Annotated in this window: 15 protein-coding genes; 14 read left to right on the plus strand and 1 reads right to left on the minus strand. The window is 54.8% G+C overall.

The annotated features are described in order from the left end of the window. Window positions 1-10: 10 nt before the first annotated feature. The 7 genes from ABUK73_RS06490 (at window position 11) to ABUK73_RS06520 (ending at window position 8416) form a co-directional block, all read left to right on the plus strand. Complete coding sequence (locus ABUK73_RS06490) at window positions 11-1126, plus strand: DUF2169 family type VI secretion system accessory protein (RefSeq protein ID WP_353576562.1); 1116 nt, start codon at window positions 11-13, stop codon at window positions 1124-1126. Continuing rightward, window positions 1123-2601, plus strand: a complete 1479-nt coding sequence (locus ABUK73_RS06495; RefSeq protein ID WP_353576563.1) for a DUF4150 domain-containing protein — start codon at window positions 1123-1125, stop codon at window positions 2599-2601. Before ABUK73_RS06490 ends, ABUK73_RS06495 begins: the two co-directional genes overlap by 4 nt. Then, on the plus strand, window positions 2601-3716 hold the full coding sequence (locus ABUK73_RS06500) for a hypothetical protein (protein ID WP_353576564.1): 1116 nt from the start codon (window positions 2601-2603) through the stop codon (window positions 3714-3716). Before ABUK73_RS06495 ends, ABUK73_RS06500 begins: the two co-directional genes overlap by 1 nt. A 128-nt stretch (window positions 3717-3844) precedes the next feature. Further along, a complete protein-coding gene (locus ABUK73_RS06505; RefSeq protein WP_353576565.1) occupies window positions 3845-4489 on the plus strand; it encodes a hypothetical protein in 645 nt (214 codons plus the stop codon). Then, window positions 4416-5519, plus strand: coding sequence for a hypothetical protein (locus tag ABUK73_RS06510; protein ID WP_353576566.1), 1104 nt, complete (start codon window positions 4416-4418; stop codon window positions 5517-5519). The genes ABUK73_RS06505 and ABUK73_RS06510 overlap by 74 nt, the downstream gene beginning before the upstream one ends. Window positions 5520-5792: 273 nt before the next feature. Then, window positions 5793-6410 carry a hypothetical protein gene (locus tag ABUK73_RS06515; protein ID WP_353576567.1) on the plus strand — a complete coding sequence of 206 codons (618 nt, stop codon included), beginning with the start codon at window positions 5793-5795 and terminating at the stop codon, window positions 6408-6410. 41 nt (window positions 6411-6451) lie between these two features. Beyond that, entirely contained in the window at window positions 6452-8416 is a 1965-nt protein-coding gene (locus ABUK73_RS06520) for an AAA family ATPase (protein WP_353576568.1), read from the plus strand. On the opposite strand, the gene ABUK73_RS06525 is transcribed toward ABUK73_RS06520, so the two are convergent. Then, window positions 8372-8953, minus strand: a complete 582-nt coding sequence (locus ABUK73_RS06525; RefSeq protein ID WP_353576569.1) for a type II toxin-antitoxin system VapC family toxin — start codon at window positions 8951-8953, stop codon at window positions 8372-8374. The two genes, ABUK73_RS06520 and ABUK73_RS06525, sit on opposite strands and share 45 nt — an antisense overlap. 460 nt (window positions 8954-9413) lie before the next feature. On the opposite strand from ABUK73_RS06525, the gene ABUK73_RS06530 reads away from it, so the two are divergent. The 7 genes from ABUK73_RS06530 (at window position 9414) to ABUK73_RS06560 (ending at window position 17316) form a co-directional block, all read left to right on the plus strand. Then, on the plus strand, window positions 9414-10523 hold the full coding sequence (locus tag ABUK73_RS06530; RefSeq protein WP_353576570.1) for a hypothetical protein: 1110 nt from the start codon (window positions 9414-9416) through the stop codon (window positions 10521-10523). 330 nt (window positions 10524-10853) lie between these two features. Beyond that, on the plus strand, window positions 10854-12263 hold the full coding sequence (gene hxsB, locus ABUK73_RS06535; protein WP_353576571.1) for a His-Xaa-Ser system radical SAM maturase HxsB: 1410 nt from the start codon (window positions 10854-10856) through the stop codon (window positions 12261-12263). After that, window positions 12260-13348, plus strand: coding sequence for a His-Xaa-Ser system radical SAM maturase HxsC (hxsC, locus tag ABUK73_RS06540; RefSeq protein WP_353576572.1), 1089 nt, complete (start codon window positions 12260-12262; stop codon window positions 13346-13348). The genes hxsB and hxsC overlap by 4 nt, the downstream gene beginning before the upstream one ends. After that, window positions 13345-13941, plus strand: coding sequence for a His-Xaa-Ser repeat protein HxsA (gene hxsA, locus ABUK73_RS06545; protein WP_353576573.1), 597 nt, complete (start codon window positions 13345-13347; stop codon window positions 13939-13941). Before hxsC ends, hxsA begins: the two co-directional genes overlap by 4 nt. 20 nt (window positions 13942-13961) lie before the next feature. Next, complete coding sequence (locus ABUK73_RS06550) at window positions 13962-14642, plus strand: vWA domain-containing protein (protein ID WP_353576574.1); 681 nt, start codon at window positions 13962-13964, stop codon at window positions 14640-14642. Then, window positions 14639-15409: a PP2C family serine/threonine-protein phosphatase gene (locus tag ABUK73_RS06555; protein ID WP_353576575.1), complete on the plus strand. Its 771-nt coding sequence runs from the start codon at window positions 14639-14641 to the stop codon at window positions 15407-15409. Before ABUK73_RS06550 ends, ABUK73_RS06555 begins: the two co-directional genes overlap by 4 nt. Beyond that, window positions 15406-17316, plus strand: coding sequence for a helix-hairpin-helix domain-containing protein (locus ABUK73_RS06560; RefSeq protein ID WP_353576576.1), 1911 nt, complete (start codon window positions 15406-15408; stop codon window positions 17314-17316). The genes ABUK73_RS06555 and ABUK73_RS06560 overlap by 4 nt, the downstream gene beginning before the upstream one ends. Window positions 17317-17322: the final 6 nt, after the last annotated feature.

The following is a 17322-nucleotide window of genomic DNA, read 5'->3' on the forward strand; positions in this document are numbered from 1 at the left end:
GCGCTTGTTCGTGGAACTCGACAACCGTCTTCCTTTTCCAGCCATGGCGTTCCGCCAGTTCGATACCGAGGGCGATCTGGATTGCATCGTGTCCGTGCGCGCCACTTTCAATCATGTGCAGGATGGGGTGATGGAAATTGCCGATGAGCAAGAAAGCTTCCAGTGGGAAGACGCTTACGAAGGTGATCCCCACCAGACAGGTCTTCTCCGTCAGAGCGATTTGACCCCTGACAAGCCCGGCACCGACATCAGTTTTCTTGGGGATGCCTGGTCACCGTCGAAGGAGCCGGAAAAGTCTTGGCAGGCTTCCATTCGTGCCGGCGGCATCTACAAAGAGGTGGAGGTCTGCGGGCCGCGCTTCTGGCAGCCTGTGATCAAGGAAAAGTGGGCAGGATTTTCCGCCAAGGAGCCAAAGCGGGTCGTCAGTGATTGGACGCTGACCGATCCCGAGCCAACCCGCCAAGTCTCCGTCTGCTGGACAAACGCCTACGGTGGCGTCATCCCAGGCACGGGCGATGCTGCAACTGACACACCTGCCGATGTCGAACGCCGCAATCCACTGGGCTGCGGTATCGTCAATCTCGATATGCCCGCTGGCACGCCACCTGTCCATGCGCCACAAATCACGTCAGTCGGTGAACGGCTAGACTGGAAGGAAACGCCTGAACCACAGGGACTTGGCCTTGTATCGCCGTGGTGGCGATCCCGTCAGCAATACACCGGAACCTATGACGATACCTGGGTGGAGGAGCGGCATCCGTTTTTGCCACGAGATTTCGATAACCGGTTCTGGCAGGCGGCCCATCCTGACTTAATTGCTGCACCACATCTTCATGGTGACGAGGGTTACGAACTTCGCAACCTGCATCCAGAGCATCCCGTAGCCAAAGGCCAACTTCCGGGGCTAACGCTCGGGGTCCATTGCCAACGGGCCGATCGTGATGAGTGGTACGTCCTCAAGCTTGATGGTGTTCAGTTCGATTGGCGCAACTATGGGCGAGTTCTCCTAACCTGGCGTGCGAGATTTCCCCTTGCCGATGCTGGCGAGACGAAGCTGACGCTGACCCGAGTACGCCTGAAGGCTCCGGAACCCGAAGACCATCATGCTGAAAAGGAAACGGCATGAGTATTCCACGGGACAATTACATCGGCGATCCGGACTACCCAGCGCCATGGACGACGAAAAAGCCGCGCGAGGGCTTGAGAGATATCGATGAAGCGCGGATCGTTTCTCTGGCACCGGATGTATGCTTGACTCCGGTTGGCTCTTCGGTTGTTCCGATACCATACCCCGTTGTGGACTTTTGCGGTCACGACAAGAATTACACGCCATCCGTCCGCTTCACGGGCAAGAAAGCCATGGTCATGCGCTCGTGCACCACGCATGTCCATGGTGATGCACCCGGTGTTCGGAAAGGTGTAAAATCCGGCACGGTGGAGAGCATCTGCGAACCGATCGGCCACGCCGATCATGTCCGCGCAGAAGGCTCGCATGTTATTCGGCACCTCGACCGGTTCTGGATGAACAACAGGAATACACAGGGCGAAGCGATATTTGTCCGGGGAACAAAGACCTTCGATCCACCTCTAGACGATGATCATGTGCCTGGATCATTGAGGGCCGTTGAAGTAGCCGATGCTTCGCGCCCGGAAAACAAAGCGACCGACACTGGTGGTCCGGGCGGAACCTCACTTGGCTTTCTAGCTCCCGGTGCCGCCCGCGCATTGAGCGCAGTTGGTGGAGGTGGCGTTGGAACTGCTACCGCTTCGTCTACGGCGGCTGCGTCTTCCGGTGCAGGCGGTGCCGCCGCCGCTGCGGGCGGCGCAAGCTTGGGAACTATACTTGCTGGTATTGGCGTCTTCGCCGCTGGGATGCTGATCCCTACGAACAAAATGAATTTCTCCGACACAGTCCCGCAGGATGAATTCGAAGTAGAGTTGCTGCGCGATGCTCAAAAAAGAATCAACGGACTCCCCTTCTGGGACAGCGGCACTAATCTTAGAAACCAAACGATCGCAAAACTTCAAGAACATCGAAGAAAGAAGAAGGCTGCCGAAAGCACGGACCAATCACTGGCTCCCGTGTCACCGGCGGAAACGGTCCGGGTTGACGAGGAAGGTTCGCAACGTCGATGCATCGTCGGACCATACTCCGAGATAGAGCCGATGTGTAAGGGCAATGCTCACCACATCGTACCTGACATGGCTTATCGTTTAGGTAGACGTCCGACAAAGTCAGAATTTAACTCCACCGCAAATCGCATCCCTAATTCGCCGACGTTGAATCAGGGTATGTCAATCTGCCTTCTGAGCCGTCAGCACGGCAGCGATGCCGAAGGGCTGCATGGTCAACTCCGTGATAAATTTTCAAGAATGGTTAGTCCAGTCCCGGGCACTGCACCGATGGGCGCTATTCTGCGTGATAGCCTGCGGGTCATCGAGGATATACCGGATTTGCCGCCTGAGTGTAAAAAACTAGCAAAGGCGCTCGCAACGGGGCAAGTAATGACAAACACCGGCCTTGCGGCACCAGGCCGCATAAAGGAGAAACCATTGCCGAACGGTGAGGCAGAAAAAGTTTTGAGAAGAGGACACTATTGATGTATGGCAACGAATGGAATGCAACCTTGCAGGCTGCCGTCGCGCTTGACGAAGATCATTTCACCATTTGCCTCGGTGAACTCGAATATGACGATCCATTTACGGCAATCATCTCCTATGACGCGCAATTCTCGCAGCCATGGAGCCGAGTGGATGTCCAACGCGAAATCGTTGATGTCTCTTACATCGATATCGGTGGTTCCGACGGCATGTCTCCGGTCGCACTTAGCAACGAGGGAGACGTTTATGTCGTGAAAGAGGATCGGGCGGAACGCTCCAAGATACCGGGCGCTGGCGTTCTTAGCGAAGACGCAGAAGGGTTAGGTGCTGTGCATACGTTGGTAGTGAACGGCAGTCGGCAATACGTGGTCGGCGACAGCCGTCAACTCTATCAGCGGGATGGGCTGGGTGACTGGGAAAGATTATCGGCGGATACATCACGCGCTCCAGGCTATGAGGCGGAGCATTTCGCGCGTGCCGCTTTTATCGATGGTGGTCTCCTCGTTGTGGCTTTCCAGCGGCCGTATTCAGAGACGACGGCTGAAGACCTTGATCCTAAGCGCTGGGAGAACATGACTGCGGACCAATTCCTCGCAATGATGGACGAAGATCAAGCCGAGCGAAGCACGAAGCCACGCATCCAAAGCGTCTATCTTTACGAAAATAGCGAATTCTCGCGTCTCGCTGTGCCGGAGGACTGCGTGATATCTGGTATCTACATGGAGCCAGACGGGACGATTTGGTTATTAGGCGTGTCAGGCCTTATATTAAAAGGGAGTTCCCGTGGAGAATTTGAGAAGGTAGGTTTTCGCGGGGACACTGAAACGTTGTTCAGCGCAGCGAGACTAGATTCGAAATTTTACGTAGCGACGGATGACGGTCTAAGGCGCTTCGATGGACACAAACTCAATATAGTCAAACCGACGTTAAACTCGCCGTCGATAAATGATAATGTTCCTACTCCACTGAAAATCCAAGCCTTTGGCAGTACGCTAGTTTACTTTGATCGCAAGCACGGAGTCTCTCGATGGGACGGTTCGAGATGGACGTGGTTTGAGCTTCCGCGAGAGTTGCTTGAACGTGACTTCAAGGGGCTTTCGCGTAGTCGGCCTTGATATAATTCAGGCTTGCGAGCAATTGATGTCGAAACCCTTCGATTTTTTAAGAATCTGCTCACATCGAAGGGAGTGGTCACGTTGAACGACCTAATTCGGCTATTCGCAGGGAGTTGCGCGACGTCCGCGTGATACCGTCGTCGAAAGGCGATACAGGGCCTTCCTATGTCACGATCAGCCTGCAGGGCGACATTTACCTTGTCGGTCCATCCGGTTCACAGCATTTTATCATCCCCGGAACTCAAGCAGAATCCGATACCGCGCCCGACGTCGAATTTCGCTCTATTCTTCCTTACGACGATCGTTGGCTGGTGGCAGGCAGCGGGAACTTCTTGAAGCTCGGAAAGGGCGCGAGCTGGGAGGACGTGTCGCCGTCGGTTACAACTGAATATCCTTACTCCGAGACTGAATGGGCCATTCTCGGCGAGAACGGGAATGGTAAAATCTTTATAGTTGCGATCCAAAGACCGAACCAACGATACTTCAACCTCTACCCCGGCCATCCCCTATATCGAAGTGATATGCCGGAAGACGAACGCTTCGAACTGAAAAAGAGATTGATAGCTGAACAGGGTGCTCATCCGGTTCTAACCGCGCTTTACACGGGAACACCCGGCAGCTGGAAACGTCAGGAGTTGCCCGACCGGATTGCCAAGACTTCACCACCATACGCATGGATAGATGAACGGAGAGAGCCAAATGGATGCGCTAGAAAACTTCCGTTTAACTGCTGTAACCGTACTGTCCGAACAGAAATTCTGCATCGCCTTTAGCGAAGCGGATTACGACGACATGTATTCCATCGTGCTGGTTTACGAGGGAGGCTTCGACCAGCCTTGGACCAGATTCGACATTCCCCGGATCATAGACAGCGTGACGGGCTGGATGGGCGAAGACGGCAAGCCTGCCGTCTTCGCGAAGAGCGACGAGGGCGACGTCTACGATCTCTCCGCTGGAACCGAGCCGAAGCACAGCAAGATCGTCGGTTCTGGAGTGTACAGCGAAGACGCTGAGGGACTTGGATATACGAACCGAATCGTGTCGATCGGCGACACGTTGCTGGTAACCGGTCATAACTCCCAGCTCTACATCCGCGACGGCGACCAGTGGACATGGTTCAACAAAGACCGCCTGCCGATGCCGTCGGAGGAGTTCGACCACCTCGTGTTCGGCGCGCTTGCCGGACCTTCGCTTGACGACCTCTATATGACGGTCACCTGCATGCCCAAGGCTTCGGGAAGGACGTTGACCGAGGAAGAGGAGAACCGGGCAGCGGAACTGTTCGATCTGGGACGACCCGACGAAGCGCTCGCCATCCACCATGCGGCCGAAGGCGAGACCAAGGTAATGGAAGGCCGGCTTTACCACTGGAACGGAACCGAGTGGACGGTGGTCGCCACGCCGAGGGACGGTCAATACTACCCCCAGCCAGCTGTATTGTCGGACGTTTTCGTAGAGGCTGCCGACAAGGTATGGGCGGTCGGAGAGAACGGTGTCATTCTGGATGGCAACGCAGAGCGTGGCTTCAGCGACGTTTCATTCAAAGGAGACGACGAGGACTTGAGGTCGATCACCCGGTTTGGTGACAGGATGATCCTTGCGTCGGATTACGGATTACATTCCTTTGACGGGTACATCATGTCGCCGTTGAATCCCGCCATTAACAAGAACGTCCCCAACCCGCTCAAGGTGCAGACCATTGGCAACACGCTTTACTATTTTGACAGGAAGCACGGCGTTCAAACATTTGATGGAGACGAGTGGACTGCAATCGCAATTCCAGCCGCCCTACTCAAGCGATAGCACTGCTTGTTCGCACACAGCTATGCGCTCGCTCCGCCGAGTTGACGCCGCCGTTTCCGCTTGGCGGCCTTCGGCAGATATTGCCGAGCTACGGATGTGTTTGGTAAACGACCTTGCCAACACAAAAGTCAGTCTGCAGTATTGACTTGCGGATTTTTGTTCACTAATTGTTCGCACATGCAAAACATTACCCGCCTCATACGAATAGGTTGATCCCTTCCTCCGCCGCGCCGACCGCGGCGTCGATCAACCATGTTTTGTTGAGGTCCCTCGATGGGTATCGCGCAGCAAGCGAAGTCGCTTCGCTCTAGCCGTCAATCGGCATCCGTCCGCACATTCAATCCAACTGCAACCATCAAATGTGATGGCCCTGCCGTCTTCCGGTCTCAGATCGCACGCGACGCGGCATGCCTGTTTGACGTCAACCCGTCCATTTCTTCGTGGCACTGCATGCCGATGTCGCTTGATTACGGCGGAGGTGTTCATGTTCCAGATTTCGGCGTCCTGAACGAAGACGGCGGTCGGTTCCTGGTCGATGCCTCCGACAGGATCATGCCTGTGGATTCCGAGGAGATCGCAGTCGTCGCCGAGAACCATGGCATTAGATATCGGCGTCTCGTTGCCGAGGAAATCTACGACGGAGCGCGTCTGCAGAATGCAAAGGACCTTCTGAGATATGGCGGTTCCGTATTGGCGCTTGGTGACCGGCTGAGGTTGTTGGCCGCTCTGGACGACAACGGAAACCTGACCGTCGCCGAGTGTTTGACGGCTTTTACCGAAACAAGACCGGTTGCTGGGTTGGCGCAATTAATCCTGCGCGGTTTTGTAGAGGTCGACCTGGATATGGAACTGATCGGCCCGGAGACGGTGGTGAGGAGGATAAGACGCTGAAAGCCCGTCGTCGTCGCCAATATCCTTCTTACGAGGCTTCCATGTCCTTTGATATCCCCTACGTTAATCATGACCAGTTCCACCGGTCGATGCATGACCTAACCTTGCCAACGCACCTCGCGATCATCTCGATCTCACGCTCGATCCGTCAATTCCTCAAAAAACGACCGTCGTTTGTGGCGGCGTTCATCATTCCACCGGGGTCGGACATCCAGGCATATCGAACCGCCGCGAAATGGCTGCTCGAAGGTATCGCTAAAAAGGGTGAGGAATACGGAAGCAACCATGTGCTGACTGTCAACGAGCGTAAGGAACTTGTCGATGAACTAACGGGGTTCAAGAGGCTCAGGGACCTAACCCGCGCGATCATCCTTCTTGAAAGCGGCGAGTTGCTATCGAATGACATCCGCATCGTTGCCGACGTCGTCGCTGATCTTCGTCCACCTTTGGCCAAGGACTACCGGATCGCGGCCCGTCGGATGGGCTTCGGAAACGTGACAGAAGCAGATGCCGCCTATCTAGCTGAACAATCCCCGGCAAGGGTGGCGCTCGGTTGGCGGCGCGGACGATCCGTGGCGATGACCGTCGAGCGTCTGCGCCGGCACCCTCATATCGACAAGGAGGACCATCGGTCCAATCCTCTACCGTCAGACCCGTCACTCCAAGACCTATTCGGTTTTGGGGATGCGAAAGCCTGGGGCATCGAACTGGCCGAAGACCTAGCGCTATGGAGGGAGGGCAACCTTAAATGGGAGGATATCGACTGCGGCATTCTTTTGTCCGGCCCCCCTGGATCAGGAAAGACATCATATGCCGCGGCACTGGCGAAAACCTGTGGCACTCCGCTGATCCTCGGATCGGCAGCGAGATGGCAGGCAACGGGACATCTCGGAGATATGCTTAAAGCCATGAGGACGACGTTCGCCGAAGCGGCGAACCAAGCGCCCTCCGTCCTGCTGATCGACGAATTTGACAGCTTCTCAACCCGAAGCGACGGTTCCGATCACGGGGACAATTACAATCGCCAGGTCATCAATGCGCTTCTGGAACTCTTGGACGGCGCGCAGTCGCACGAAGGCGTCATCGTGATCGGCGCGACGAACTATCCGGACATCATCGATCCAGCGCTACTGAGGGCCGGCCGCCTCGAGCGCCACTTCGAAATCTCGCTTCCCGATGAGCGATCGCGCACTGCCATCTTCCGTTTCTATCTCCGAGGCGATCTACCGGAGAGCGACCTCACCGAAATTGTGCGCGCAAGCAATGGATGGTCAGGGGCGGACATCGAGCGATGCGCCCGCGATGCCCGTAGGAATGCGAGAAGGGCGAAACGGCCGCTGTCGTTAGCTGATCTTGAAGCTGCTATGCCGCCTACCATTACTGTACCACTGGCAGTACAGCGTTGCGCCGCCGCCCACGAACTCGGCCACGCGCTCCTCGGGGTTTTGCTGGAAGCTGATTCATTAGTTTCCGTTTCGATCGAAAAGACGGTGCGGGTCGTTGGTGGATCGGAGGCGCTGGGGGTGACAGTATTCAAAGAGCGACTGCTCACAAGGAAGACGTTTACGTACGTCCGGAACAAGATTGCCATCCTACTTGGTGGGATTGCGGCAGAAGAGTTACTATTCGGAAGCTATGGCGATGGGGCTGCTGGTGATCCCTCAGCCGACCTTAACCGCGCAACAGACCTCGCAACGATGTTGGAGATCAGGTGGGGTTTTGGTAGAACTTTATCAGTCGAGCCTGCCGACAATCCGCGTGAATTATCGGATTTCCGCCAGCGGCGCAAAGGCCTCCAAAAATCCGTAGATTCAACCCTGGAAACCGAATTCCAGCGCGCGAAATCGCTGCTTGACGAGCATAGGCTTACTCTTCTCGATCTTCACGATGTTCTTTTACGCGAGGGTTTTCTGTCGGCGAGTGCTGTCAGAGCAGCTTTGAAAACAAACGATACATCCGAGTCACCTCATGAACCCGAAGCCGCTCGAAACGAACTCCGGCAGTGAGGGTGGCGTGCTCATATACGGAAGATCAAGCTCACTGCCACGGTATGGAACATGCCATACGCTTTCGACGGGGTGAAAGACGCCAGGTAAAGGGAAGTATTTGTCTATCAGAATAAAATCCTTCACGTTGAAGGTGGCTATCGGCATTTTGTGGGTGATCGAAAGCGCCGCAAAGAGGAGATCATGGCTGATCTTGTTTTTTGTTTGCGTAGGACTCGGTACATACAAATGTCGGAGCGCTCCAATGGTGGTCATTTTCGCGTAGAGGTCGGCCGACTTCGAGGTGAGTTCCGCAAACGGGAAATTCACTGAGAGGATGTCGTCGATCCAGCTATGAAGGCGCGCCGCTTTTTGTGGATCGACTTGCAAAGCTAGGTGGGCACCTCTCTTCAACTCTGATATTGCGGGAAAAGAAAGTGCCAAGGAATTTGCACCTGTGGCTTTCATCCAGGATCGCAGACCAACAGGTGGACGCTTTAAACCGGCATTGCTAAGAATATTAGTATCCATTAAATAAATCAGGCTTCCCATTATCATGGACCTCTCGAATGCGAATCACGAGACGTTAACCGGTGAAGGCCGGTCATCGTTAAAATTTGAGACGTCAAAAATAGTGATTCAAATATTGGAGGTGTTTGGGTATGGCGCGTAATTGGACAGTCGATGAAGCTACGGAGGACCTAGCCGGTCTTTTAGATGCCGCGCGGACGTCGTCGCAATACGTCGTCGTTGACGACGGGAGTTTCGAAGTTTCTTTCAAAAAAGGTGGCGCGAAGCGATTGGACAACATCTTGGACAACGACGGCCCACTGGATCGTGATGATATCGAAAATTGAGGCTTGGGATTGCCTGGCTGGTTAGAATTCGGTTGATAGAAGTGCCGCCCAGAATGTCGTATTTTAAGAGATTGGTTTTCATGTGGACAGTTCCACGCTGTGCCTCGTCCATATCCTGAGCGTCAATACAGGCTTGCTCGTCCATGGGAGAGGACGCTTAGATGACATTTCCGGCGATTAGACTGATCATAATGTTGGCACTGCTTCCTGTTGCATCAGGTGCAGTCGCCCAGTCTATATCGGGATTTTATCTAGGTGAAGATAAGGGCGGGCTACAGCGCCTCGGTAATCCTGTGCGAACCAAGAGCGATGGTTCATTCACGACGCAGAGTTATCTTGGTTCCGATGGAATAGAACTCAAGGCCACCTTCGAAAACCAATCGAATCAAATTGTAGCGCTTGAAACGACCTGGCCAAGAGCCAGCATTGGCCCCCTGGCAGGCTACGGCGGATTGACGTTCGGCAAAACATCATTGGGAGAAATCCGATCACAGTTAGGGTCGAAAGGTATACTGTATGCCTCGCAGCCCCCGGTCGTCGTGTTAGGAGATTCGATCGCTGTTTTGAGCTATTTCGAGGTCAGCGGAACAGACGCTGTCGCGGCATTCTTCACCTCGATAAGTGGTAGCGACGCCGCCCTTCTGAAAGCATCCTTTGGCGTTAACGCCTACAAGAATTCCCCAGAAGCTGCCAAACTTCGGACAATAGGTGTTTTCAAGCGCGACTACTTGGAAAGAGGACAAGGTACCAAAAGAATACTCGACATCGGATATCGAGAAATTCCCTGGTCGCCGCCGTTAATGGCACCAAAGCAGGCTGCCATCTCGTTGGCGCGCATCAAGCCCGGACAGCTACCGGTCTTCCGCCAATATTCCGGGCCGAAGAACTTTCCGGATTTCACAGGCCGGGACAAAGAGTTTAGCAATTTTCGGACACGCATAACCGAGGGCATGGGTGCCGATCCCTCATTCGCCGGCGAGTATGCCGTAATCCAGATCGGTTGTGGTACCGGATGCTCGATTGCCTACCTAGGGAACAGCCGCACAGGCCAGGTCTTCAAAGTACCCGTTGGTGGCGAGAACAACATGTATCTGAGCCTACAGTACCAGCTCGATAGTCGTCTTCTTGTCTCGCAATGGGCCAATCACGACGCAGATAAATGCTTCGTACAGTTTTTCGATTTTGACGATGGCGAGTGGACTGAACTCTTGAAACACGAGGTCGGCCCAACAGATGATTGCTTCAAAACAATCGCGGAAAATCTTCGTTGACTGCCCATAATCTCGCAGATTTGGAAATGCTTACGCAACCCTCTGCAGATATCCTACCGTCAACTGCAAATACTCCGTGTGCAACATGCCCCAGAACTTCGAGATCGCGCCCGAATTGATGCCATACGTCGCCGACGCGGTTGTGCGTTTTCATTACCTCTATCCCGGTGTTAACGTGACAACCAATGGCTCTACGGTTGTTGCAATCGGGAATGAGACCGTCAACGCCACGGAAATCGAACAGCAATTCATGTTTTGCCTTTATCGTCAAAAAATTTACGTAGAAACCCTCCCCCTCAGACGCACTCTCCTTGCAGGTGTAGTCGGGCGATGACGGTCTTTCCGCTACGCTTTCGTCCATCTGTCTCTGGTGATCTACTGTTCGCCGATGAGGCAGGCGGCTATTTCAAGTCAGACCATGATTTTCTGACCCGCTATGCCTTGGACCGGTTGACCAACGAGGACCGGGACTATCTCCTAAGAAACGGCCATGGGTTTGTTGAGGTTGGCGACCTAGCTTATTCAGGGTTCGAACATCGTTTCGCGAGCCGCTTATATAGCCCCGGACAACTCGACTACGTAATCCTCGTGCCTACCCTTCGCTGCAACCTCGCCTGCGGCTACTGTCAGGTCTCACGAGTCAACGAGAACACCCCTGGTTTCGATTGGGACGAGCGCACGCTCGAGGCGGTTCTCACGTTTCTCGGCGGGCTCACAACCGCAAAAATCAAGATAGAGTTTCAAGGCGGAGAACCCAGCCTTCGCTTGGATATCCTCATCAGAATTCGGGATTTCTGTCTGGGTAAATTTGTGAGCTGCGAGTTCGTCGTATGCACGAACCTTCAGGAAATATCGGAGGACATCTGGCGGTTCTTTGAACTTCCTGGCGTCTTCGTCAGTACTTCTCTCGATGGTGACTTCATCACGCACGAGACACAGCGCACGCTCTCTAGCGACAAAACACTGGCATTCTCATCCAACCTTAATCGTGCACTTACGCAGCTGGGTTCTGAAAAAGTTTCCGCACTGCCGACAATAAATCCGCACCGCCCTCCCTCTGCCAGATCGGTGATCGAAACCTATGCGTCTCTTGGGATGCGATCGATCTATCTGAGACCAATCAACTTCCAGGGTTTTGCACGTAAAAAGTACGATGCCGCTGCGTCCGCCTCAACTTGGAACGGTTACCATTCAGACTTCATCGACGATCTGGTCGATTACAACTGGACAGCGGAGTACGCAGTGGAGGAGTATTACTTCGTCCACTGTCTTCGGCGGGTTTTAAGGTCTGGACACAACGGTCACGTCGATCTTAGAAACCCGAACATCGTCGGATATGGATATGTCGTGATTGATTACGATGGGAAGGCATACCCGACTGACGAAGCCCGTATGGTCACCCGTCTTGGACAGTTCGATCTGTCGATGGGGAATGTCTTCGAAGGGCTTGACCGGTCTACTATCGATACACTCAACTCCGAAGCGCTAAGCAACTACCATCCGGATTGCGTCCACTGTCCGTATCAAGCGTTCTGTGGCATCGATCTGGTCGACGACCTATCCCGCTACGGCAGAATCGACATGCCGAAACATCTCACCGATTTCTGTCAGCGGCACACTTACATCTTCGATAAAATCTTCTCTATGATCTATTCCGACGATCCTAAGGTCAGGAAATCAATGGCCATCTGGACGGGCGTGCCAAATTTCGATCAAGCACTTGCTCGGTGGCATCGATGATCAACCTCAGGGTCAAAATCGACCAGCTACCATTGGTAGAGCCTCTTATTGTTAGGCTTCGTCATTCGGACACAAGCGCGGTGACCGAAAACGACGCCATCCTCGTCGATCAATCGATCGGTCGCCTGGAATATGACCTCAACGGGTTCTCGGTCGTGCTTCATCCTGAGGGCGGTGAGGATTTCGATGGCGATGTTATTCTCGTCCTACCTGGCCAGGAAAGCGCCCACCGACTTATAAGGGCTTCGTCACAACACAATACTTTCATGGTAACCGAGCAGTGCGACCAGCTTTGCGTCATGTGTTCCCAGCCACCTAAACCAAAGCACATCGACCTGTTCAGCCAGTTCACGACTGCAGCGCTGCTCTCGCCAAAAGGAGCCGTTCTCGGAATATCCGGTGGCGAGCCGCTACTCCACAAATCACAGCTGTTCGACATGCTGCGGATAGTGAGTCGGGCACGGCCCGACGTGACGTTTCACATCCTGACAAACGGCCAGCATTTCGAAGCGTCAGATATTCCTGCCCTACTGCAAGTAGGAACCGGACGCATCCTCTGGGGCGTACCTCTGTACTCAGCCGATCCCACGACCCACGACGAGATCGTCGGGAAAGCGGGAGCGTATGGACGGCTCGAGAAGGGCTTAGGCGTTCTGATGTCGGCAGGCGCGTCCATCGAACTCCGCACTGTACTGATGCGTCAGAACATTGCCGGACTGGCTGACTTGGCGGATTTCGTGTTCACGAGGCTCAGCGTAGTGAACGTATGGGCTCTCATGCAGATGGAGCGGATCGGCTACGGACGTATGAACTGGCAGAAGTCTTTCTTCGACTCTTCCTCGGACTTCGCACCTATCGCTTCCGCGATAGACCTGAGCGTAGCGAGGGGAATTGACGTTTCGCTCTATAATTTTCCTCTCTGCTCTGTACCGACTGCGTACCGGTCATTCGCACCGTCAACCATATCGGATTGGAAGCGCAAATATCTCGATTTTTGCTCAGATTGTGACAAGCGCGCAGCTTGTGGTGGTTTTTTTGAATGGTATAGTCACAACGAGGGGTTTTCTGCGCTGGGTCCAATATGAAGAAAAGACTATTTCTTATCCCGTCGTTTTTCGCGGCGGGATTTCTGCCGTCCAAAGCGGACGCGATGATACCGGGAGACTTGGTGTCCAAGCCGAACCCGCAGCCTTCGGTAATCGAGCGCCTAAAGCTGAAACATATTTACACGTTGGCTGGCCACAGATCACACAGCTCGCACCGGTCCCATTCGAGCCATCGATCCAGCAGCGGTGGTGGTTACAGCTATCGTAGCTACAGTTCGCCTAGCTATAGTCCGCCGCCTGCCTCGACCTACACAGCGCCCAAGCCGACCTATACGCCGCCGCCTCCTCCGGCACCTTCTGCACCCTCACCTGCCTATGCGATCGCTCCGTCCGAACCTAAGCTGGCCACACCTCTCAAAACGCTACCGGGCAACAGCGAGAAGTTTACCCGCATCGTCATGCAGGTTCAGACGGCGCTTACGGCGTATGGGTACTACTCCGGTCTTATAGATGGGAAAGTAGGTCCTGCATGCAAAACCGCACTCATCGCCATGCAGACAGATTACAAACTCAGGGCGACAGGAACCATCACGCCGGAGGTGCTGGACGCCTTCGGCATCGCCGCGAACTGAATCCAACAGAAAGATAGTCGATGAGCAATCCGTTTGAGCAACAACCATTCGAAGGTGCAGAGTTCGTGGATAACCCGGAACCCCGCTGCCCGTGTCTGTTGCTGTTAGATGTCTCCGGATCGATGAACGGGAGACCCATTAGCGAGTTGAACGATGGCCTCGTGCAGTTCAAGGACGAGCTTTTCGCTGACGCCCTGGCTGCTAAACGTGTGGAAGTTGGACTCGTCACTTTCGGTCCGGTCACAGTCGTCAATGATTTCCAAAGCGTACAACACTGGTATGCACCTACCCTATCGTCCCAGGGCGATACACCCATGGGTGCCGCCATCGAGCAGGGGTTACAAATGCTCCGCGAGCGAAAAGACCAGTATCGTCAGAACGGTATTTCCTATTACCGTCCTTGGGTTTTCCTGATTACCGACGGTGGGCCGACAGACGCGTGGAAGAATGCTGCCAGTCTCGTGAAAGCGGGTGAAGAGGAAAAAGCGTTCTCGTTCTTTGCCGTGGGTGTAGAGGGCGCTAACATGGAAACGCTGGCGCAGATCAGCACGCGCGCTCCACTCGCATTGAAAGCGTTGCGGTTCCGCGACCTTTTCTCTTGGCTTTCCAGCTCATTGAGCTCAGTTTCCCAATCAAATCCGGGAGATGCGGTTCCGCTCTCGAACCCGACCACCCCGGATGGCTGGGCCTCCATTTCATGAACGGGACATGGCGGTGGGCGGGTGCTCGAGCGATCGGCACCTCCCATGTGAAAACGGGTACCCCGTGCCAAGACTACGCCTGCGCCAAGCTCTTTCTTACTCGGGATGGCGCTGTTATGGCGGCTGTCGTTTCTGACGGAGCTGGAAGCGCGTCACTGGCAGAATTCGGGTCGAGAACGGTCTGCGTCACCTTTCTAAGGGCATGCCAAGATTTCTTGGCTCGCTCGTCCTTGAACGACCTGGGCGAGGACATCGTCTGGGACTGGATAGACACGGTCAGGGAAGCAATCAACCAGAAGGCCAAATCGGCGTCAGCAAGGCCACGAGACTTTGCTGCGACTCTGGTCGCTCTGCTGGTCTCGGAAAACCGGAGCGTGGTAATCCATATCGGCGACGGTGCGGCAGTTGTCAGGCTCGAAGGGGCCGAAGAATGGGAAGTACCCTCGTGGCCCTTCCAAGGTGAGTATGCCTCGACGACCTCGTTCGTCACCGATGACCCTCAGCCACGCTTAGACATCGTATGGGTCGAGGGACGTGTTGAGGAATTTGCGGTTTTCTCCGACGGCATCGAGCGAATGGTGCTGGATCATGTTTCCAAGGTCGCGCATGGCCCGTTCTTCAATCGCATGTTGGCCCCTCTGAAATCCTCCACCGCTGATAAAGTCGACAAGTCTCTTTCACTTGCTTTAAAGGAGTACCTTGATAGTGCGAACGTCTGCGACCGCACGGACGACGATAAGTCGCTGATACTAGGTCTACGCACGTGACAACGGTTATCTGTTCGGATGGTAGACGTCTGACTCTAGGGGCAGTCCTCGGCAAGGGTGGCGAGGGTGCTGTGTACCACGTCGGGGAGTCTCCCGATATCGCAGCCAAAATCTACAATCCGGGAAAGGCAAAAGACCGCCGTGGCAAAGTCAATGCCATGGTCGCCGACCGCCTTCACCACCGGTCGGAGTACGTCGCATTCCCGATTGAGACCCTTAGCTCCCCATCCGGCGAGTTCCTAGGCTTCACGATGAAGAAGGTAGCAGGGTTCAAGAGCGTCCACGACCTCTATGGCCCCGGAAGCAGGAAGACGGAGTTCCCGACAGCGGATTCCCAATTCCTGCTAAGATCAGCGATCAACCTTGCCAACGCCGTCGCCAGTATCCACTCGACCGGCTGTGTAATCGGTGACATCAACCATTCGGGCATTCTCGTTTCCAACAAAGCTTTGGTAACGCTAATCGACAGTGACTCCTTCCAGTATCAGTCGGGATCGAACACCTATCGCTCCCTAGTTGGAGTGGCAGAATATACTCCCCCCGAACTTCAAGGAGCGACCTTCGACAAGGTCGATAGGACACCGAACCACGATAACTTCGGCCTCGCGGTTCTGATCTTTCAGCTCCTTTTCATGGGCCGCCACCCCTTCGCTGGACGGTACCTGGGCAAAGGCGACATGGACATCAAGACAGCCATCGGCGGTGGACGCTTCGCCTACAGCGGCCGGAAAGCCGAGACAATGATGGAGCCCCCACCATTCGTACCGGCTCTTGGCGATTATGGAGAGGACGTCCGCAAGGCGTTCGAAGGGGCTTTCATGCCGCCAGCACGGCAACCCGGAGGTCGCCCGACGGCAGCATACTGGTCCACTATCCTAAAAGGCGTCGAAGCCTCGCTCGCCGTATGCGCAGTCGACAAGTCGCACGCCTACAAGCGGGAAGTTGGCGTTTGCCCGTGGTGCAAGGTGGAGAAGACGATGGGACGCTCGCTCTTCCCTGCCCACGTCTCCCCATCAGCGCCCGTTATGGATATAGGGCAACTCCTACAAGCCATTAAGACCATGGCAGCTCCATCAGCTCCGCCAAGTGCAGAAGCCGTGATCGGGCCGATCTCCGGTTTGACGATGTCCCAGAAAGGAAAATCTGCGAGAAGTGAACGCAATGCAACGGTTGCAGCAGCCTTGATCGCGACCGGCGTCGGCATCTACCTCATGTCCCAAGTCAGTGGCTTTTGGGGCTTCGCCTTGACGCTGGGCACTATCGTGGTAGCCGCGAGGTCCCTCGATCTCAAATCCAGGTTTGCAACAGAACTTAGCGGGGCGAAGGCTGGTTGGGACGAGCAACAAAGGAACTGGCTCAAGAAGGCGGGGCCAGATGCGTTCGAGACACGTCGAAGCCACTATCTCGCATTGGGAGCGGAGCATTCCGGGCTATCCGCAAAGGAGCGCGCCAAATTGGCGGTGCTTGAGCAGAAGAAGCGTCAGCTTCAACTGGAAAAACACATGGACGCCCATTTGATCGACCGCGCAAAAATCCCCCGGGTCGGAGACGGACGCAAAGCAACTTTGGCCTCCTATGGTTTCGAAAGTGCACTTGATGTTCGGCAGCGGTCAGTAACAGGTGTCCCTGGTTTTGGACCGTCGCTGGCAAGTGACATCGAAGGTTGGGCACGATCTGTTGAGCGGAAGTTCGTCTTCAACGCTTCGGTCCCGACGGACCCTGCTGCCGTCCAGGCAGTGAAAAGCGAAATAGCCAAACAGCGTGCGGAATTAGAACGCGATCTTCTCAAGGCAACAGAAGACCTCAAAAACCTCGCGGACACCGCACGCGTGTTACGGACCAAGCCGCCACAACAGTTGATTGACGCCTACACCAGACTAAAGCAGATTGAACTGGACATCGGATAGGATCGT

Origin of the sequence: Agrobacterium vacciniicorymbosi (assembly GCF_040427045.1) — a bacterium.
Taxonomy (GTDB): domain Bacteria; phylum Pseudomonadota; class Alphaproteobacteria; order Rhizobiales; family Rhizobiaceae; genus Agrobacterium.

Excerpts from the sequence above, each read along its gene's own strand:
- ABUK73_RS06495 (WP_353576563.1), top strand. The coding sequence starts at position 1,123 with ATGAGTATTCCACGGGACAATTACATCGGCGATCCGGACTACCCAGCG.
- ABUK73_RS06555 (WP_353576575.1), top strand. The coding sequence starts at position 14,639 with ATGAACGGGACATGGCGGTGGGCGGGTGCTCGAGCGATCGGCACCTCC.
- ABUK73_RS06525 (WP_353576569.1), bottom strand. The coding sequence starts at position 8,953 with ATGATAATGGGAAGCCTGATTTATTTAATGGATACTAATATTCTTAGC.
- ABUK73_RS06520 (WP_353576568.1), top strand. The coding sequence starts at position 6,452 with ATGTCCTTTGATATCCCCTACGTTAATCATGACCAGTTCCACCGGTCG.
- ABUK73_RS06515 (WP_353576567.1), top strand. The coding sequence starts at position 5,793 with ATGGGTATCGCGCAGCAAGCGAAGTCGCTTCGCTCTAGCCGTCAATCG.
- hxsC (WP_353576572.1), top strand. The coding sequence starts at position 12,260 with ATGATCAACCTCAGGGTCAAAATCGACCAGCTACCATTGGTAGAGCCT.
- ABUK73_RS06530 (WP_353576570.1), top strand. The coding sequence starts at position 9,414 with ATGACATTTCCGGCGATTAGACTGATCATAATGTTGGCACTGCTTCCT.
- ABUK73_RS06550 (WP_353576574.1), top strand. The coding sequence starts at position 13,962 with ATGAGCAATCCGTTTGAGCAACAACCATTCGAAGGTGCAGAGTTCGTG.
- hxsB (WP_353576571.1), top strand. The coding sequence starts at position 10,854 with ATGACGGTCTTTCCGCTACGCTTTCGTCCATCTGTCTCTGGTGATCTA.
- ABUK73_RS06510 (WP_353576566.1), top strand. The coding sequence starts at position 4,416 with ATGGATGCGCTAGAAAACTTCCGTTTAACTGCTGTAACCGTACTGTCC.
- hxsA (WP_353576573.1), top strand. The coding sequence starts at position 13,345 with ATGAAGAAAAGACTATTTCTTATCCCGTCGTTTTTCGCGGCGGGATTT.
- ABUK73_RS06500 (WP_353576564.1), top strand. The coding sequence starts at position 2,601 with ATGTATGGCAACGAATGGAATGCAACCTTGCAGGCTGCCGTCGCGCTT.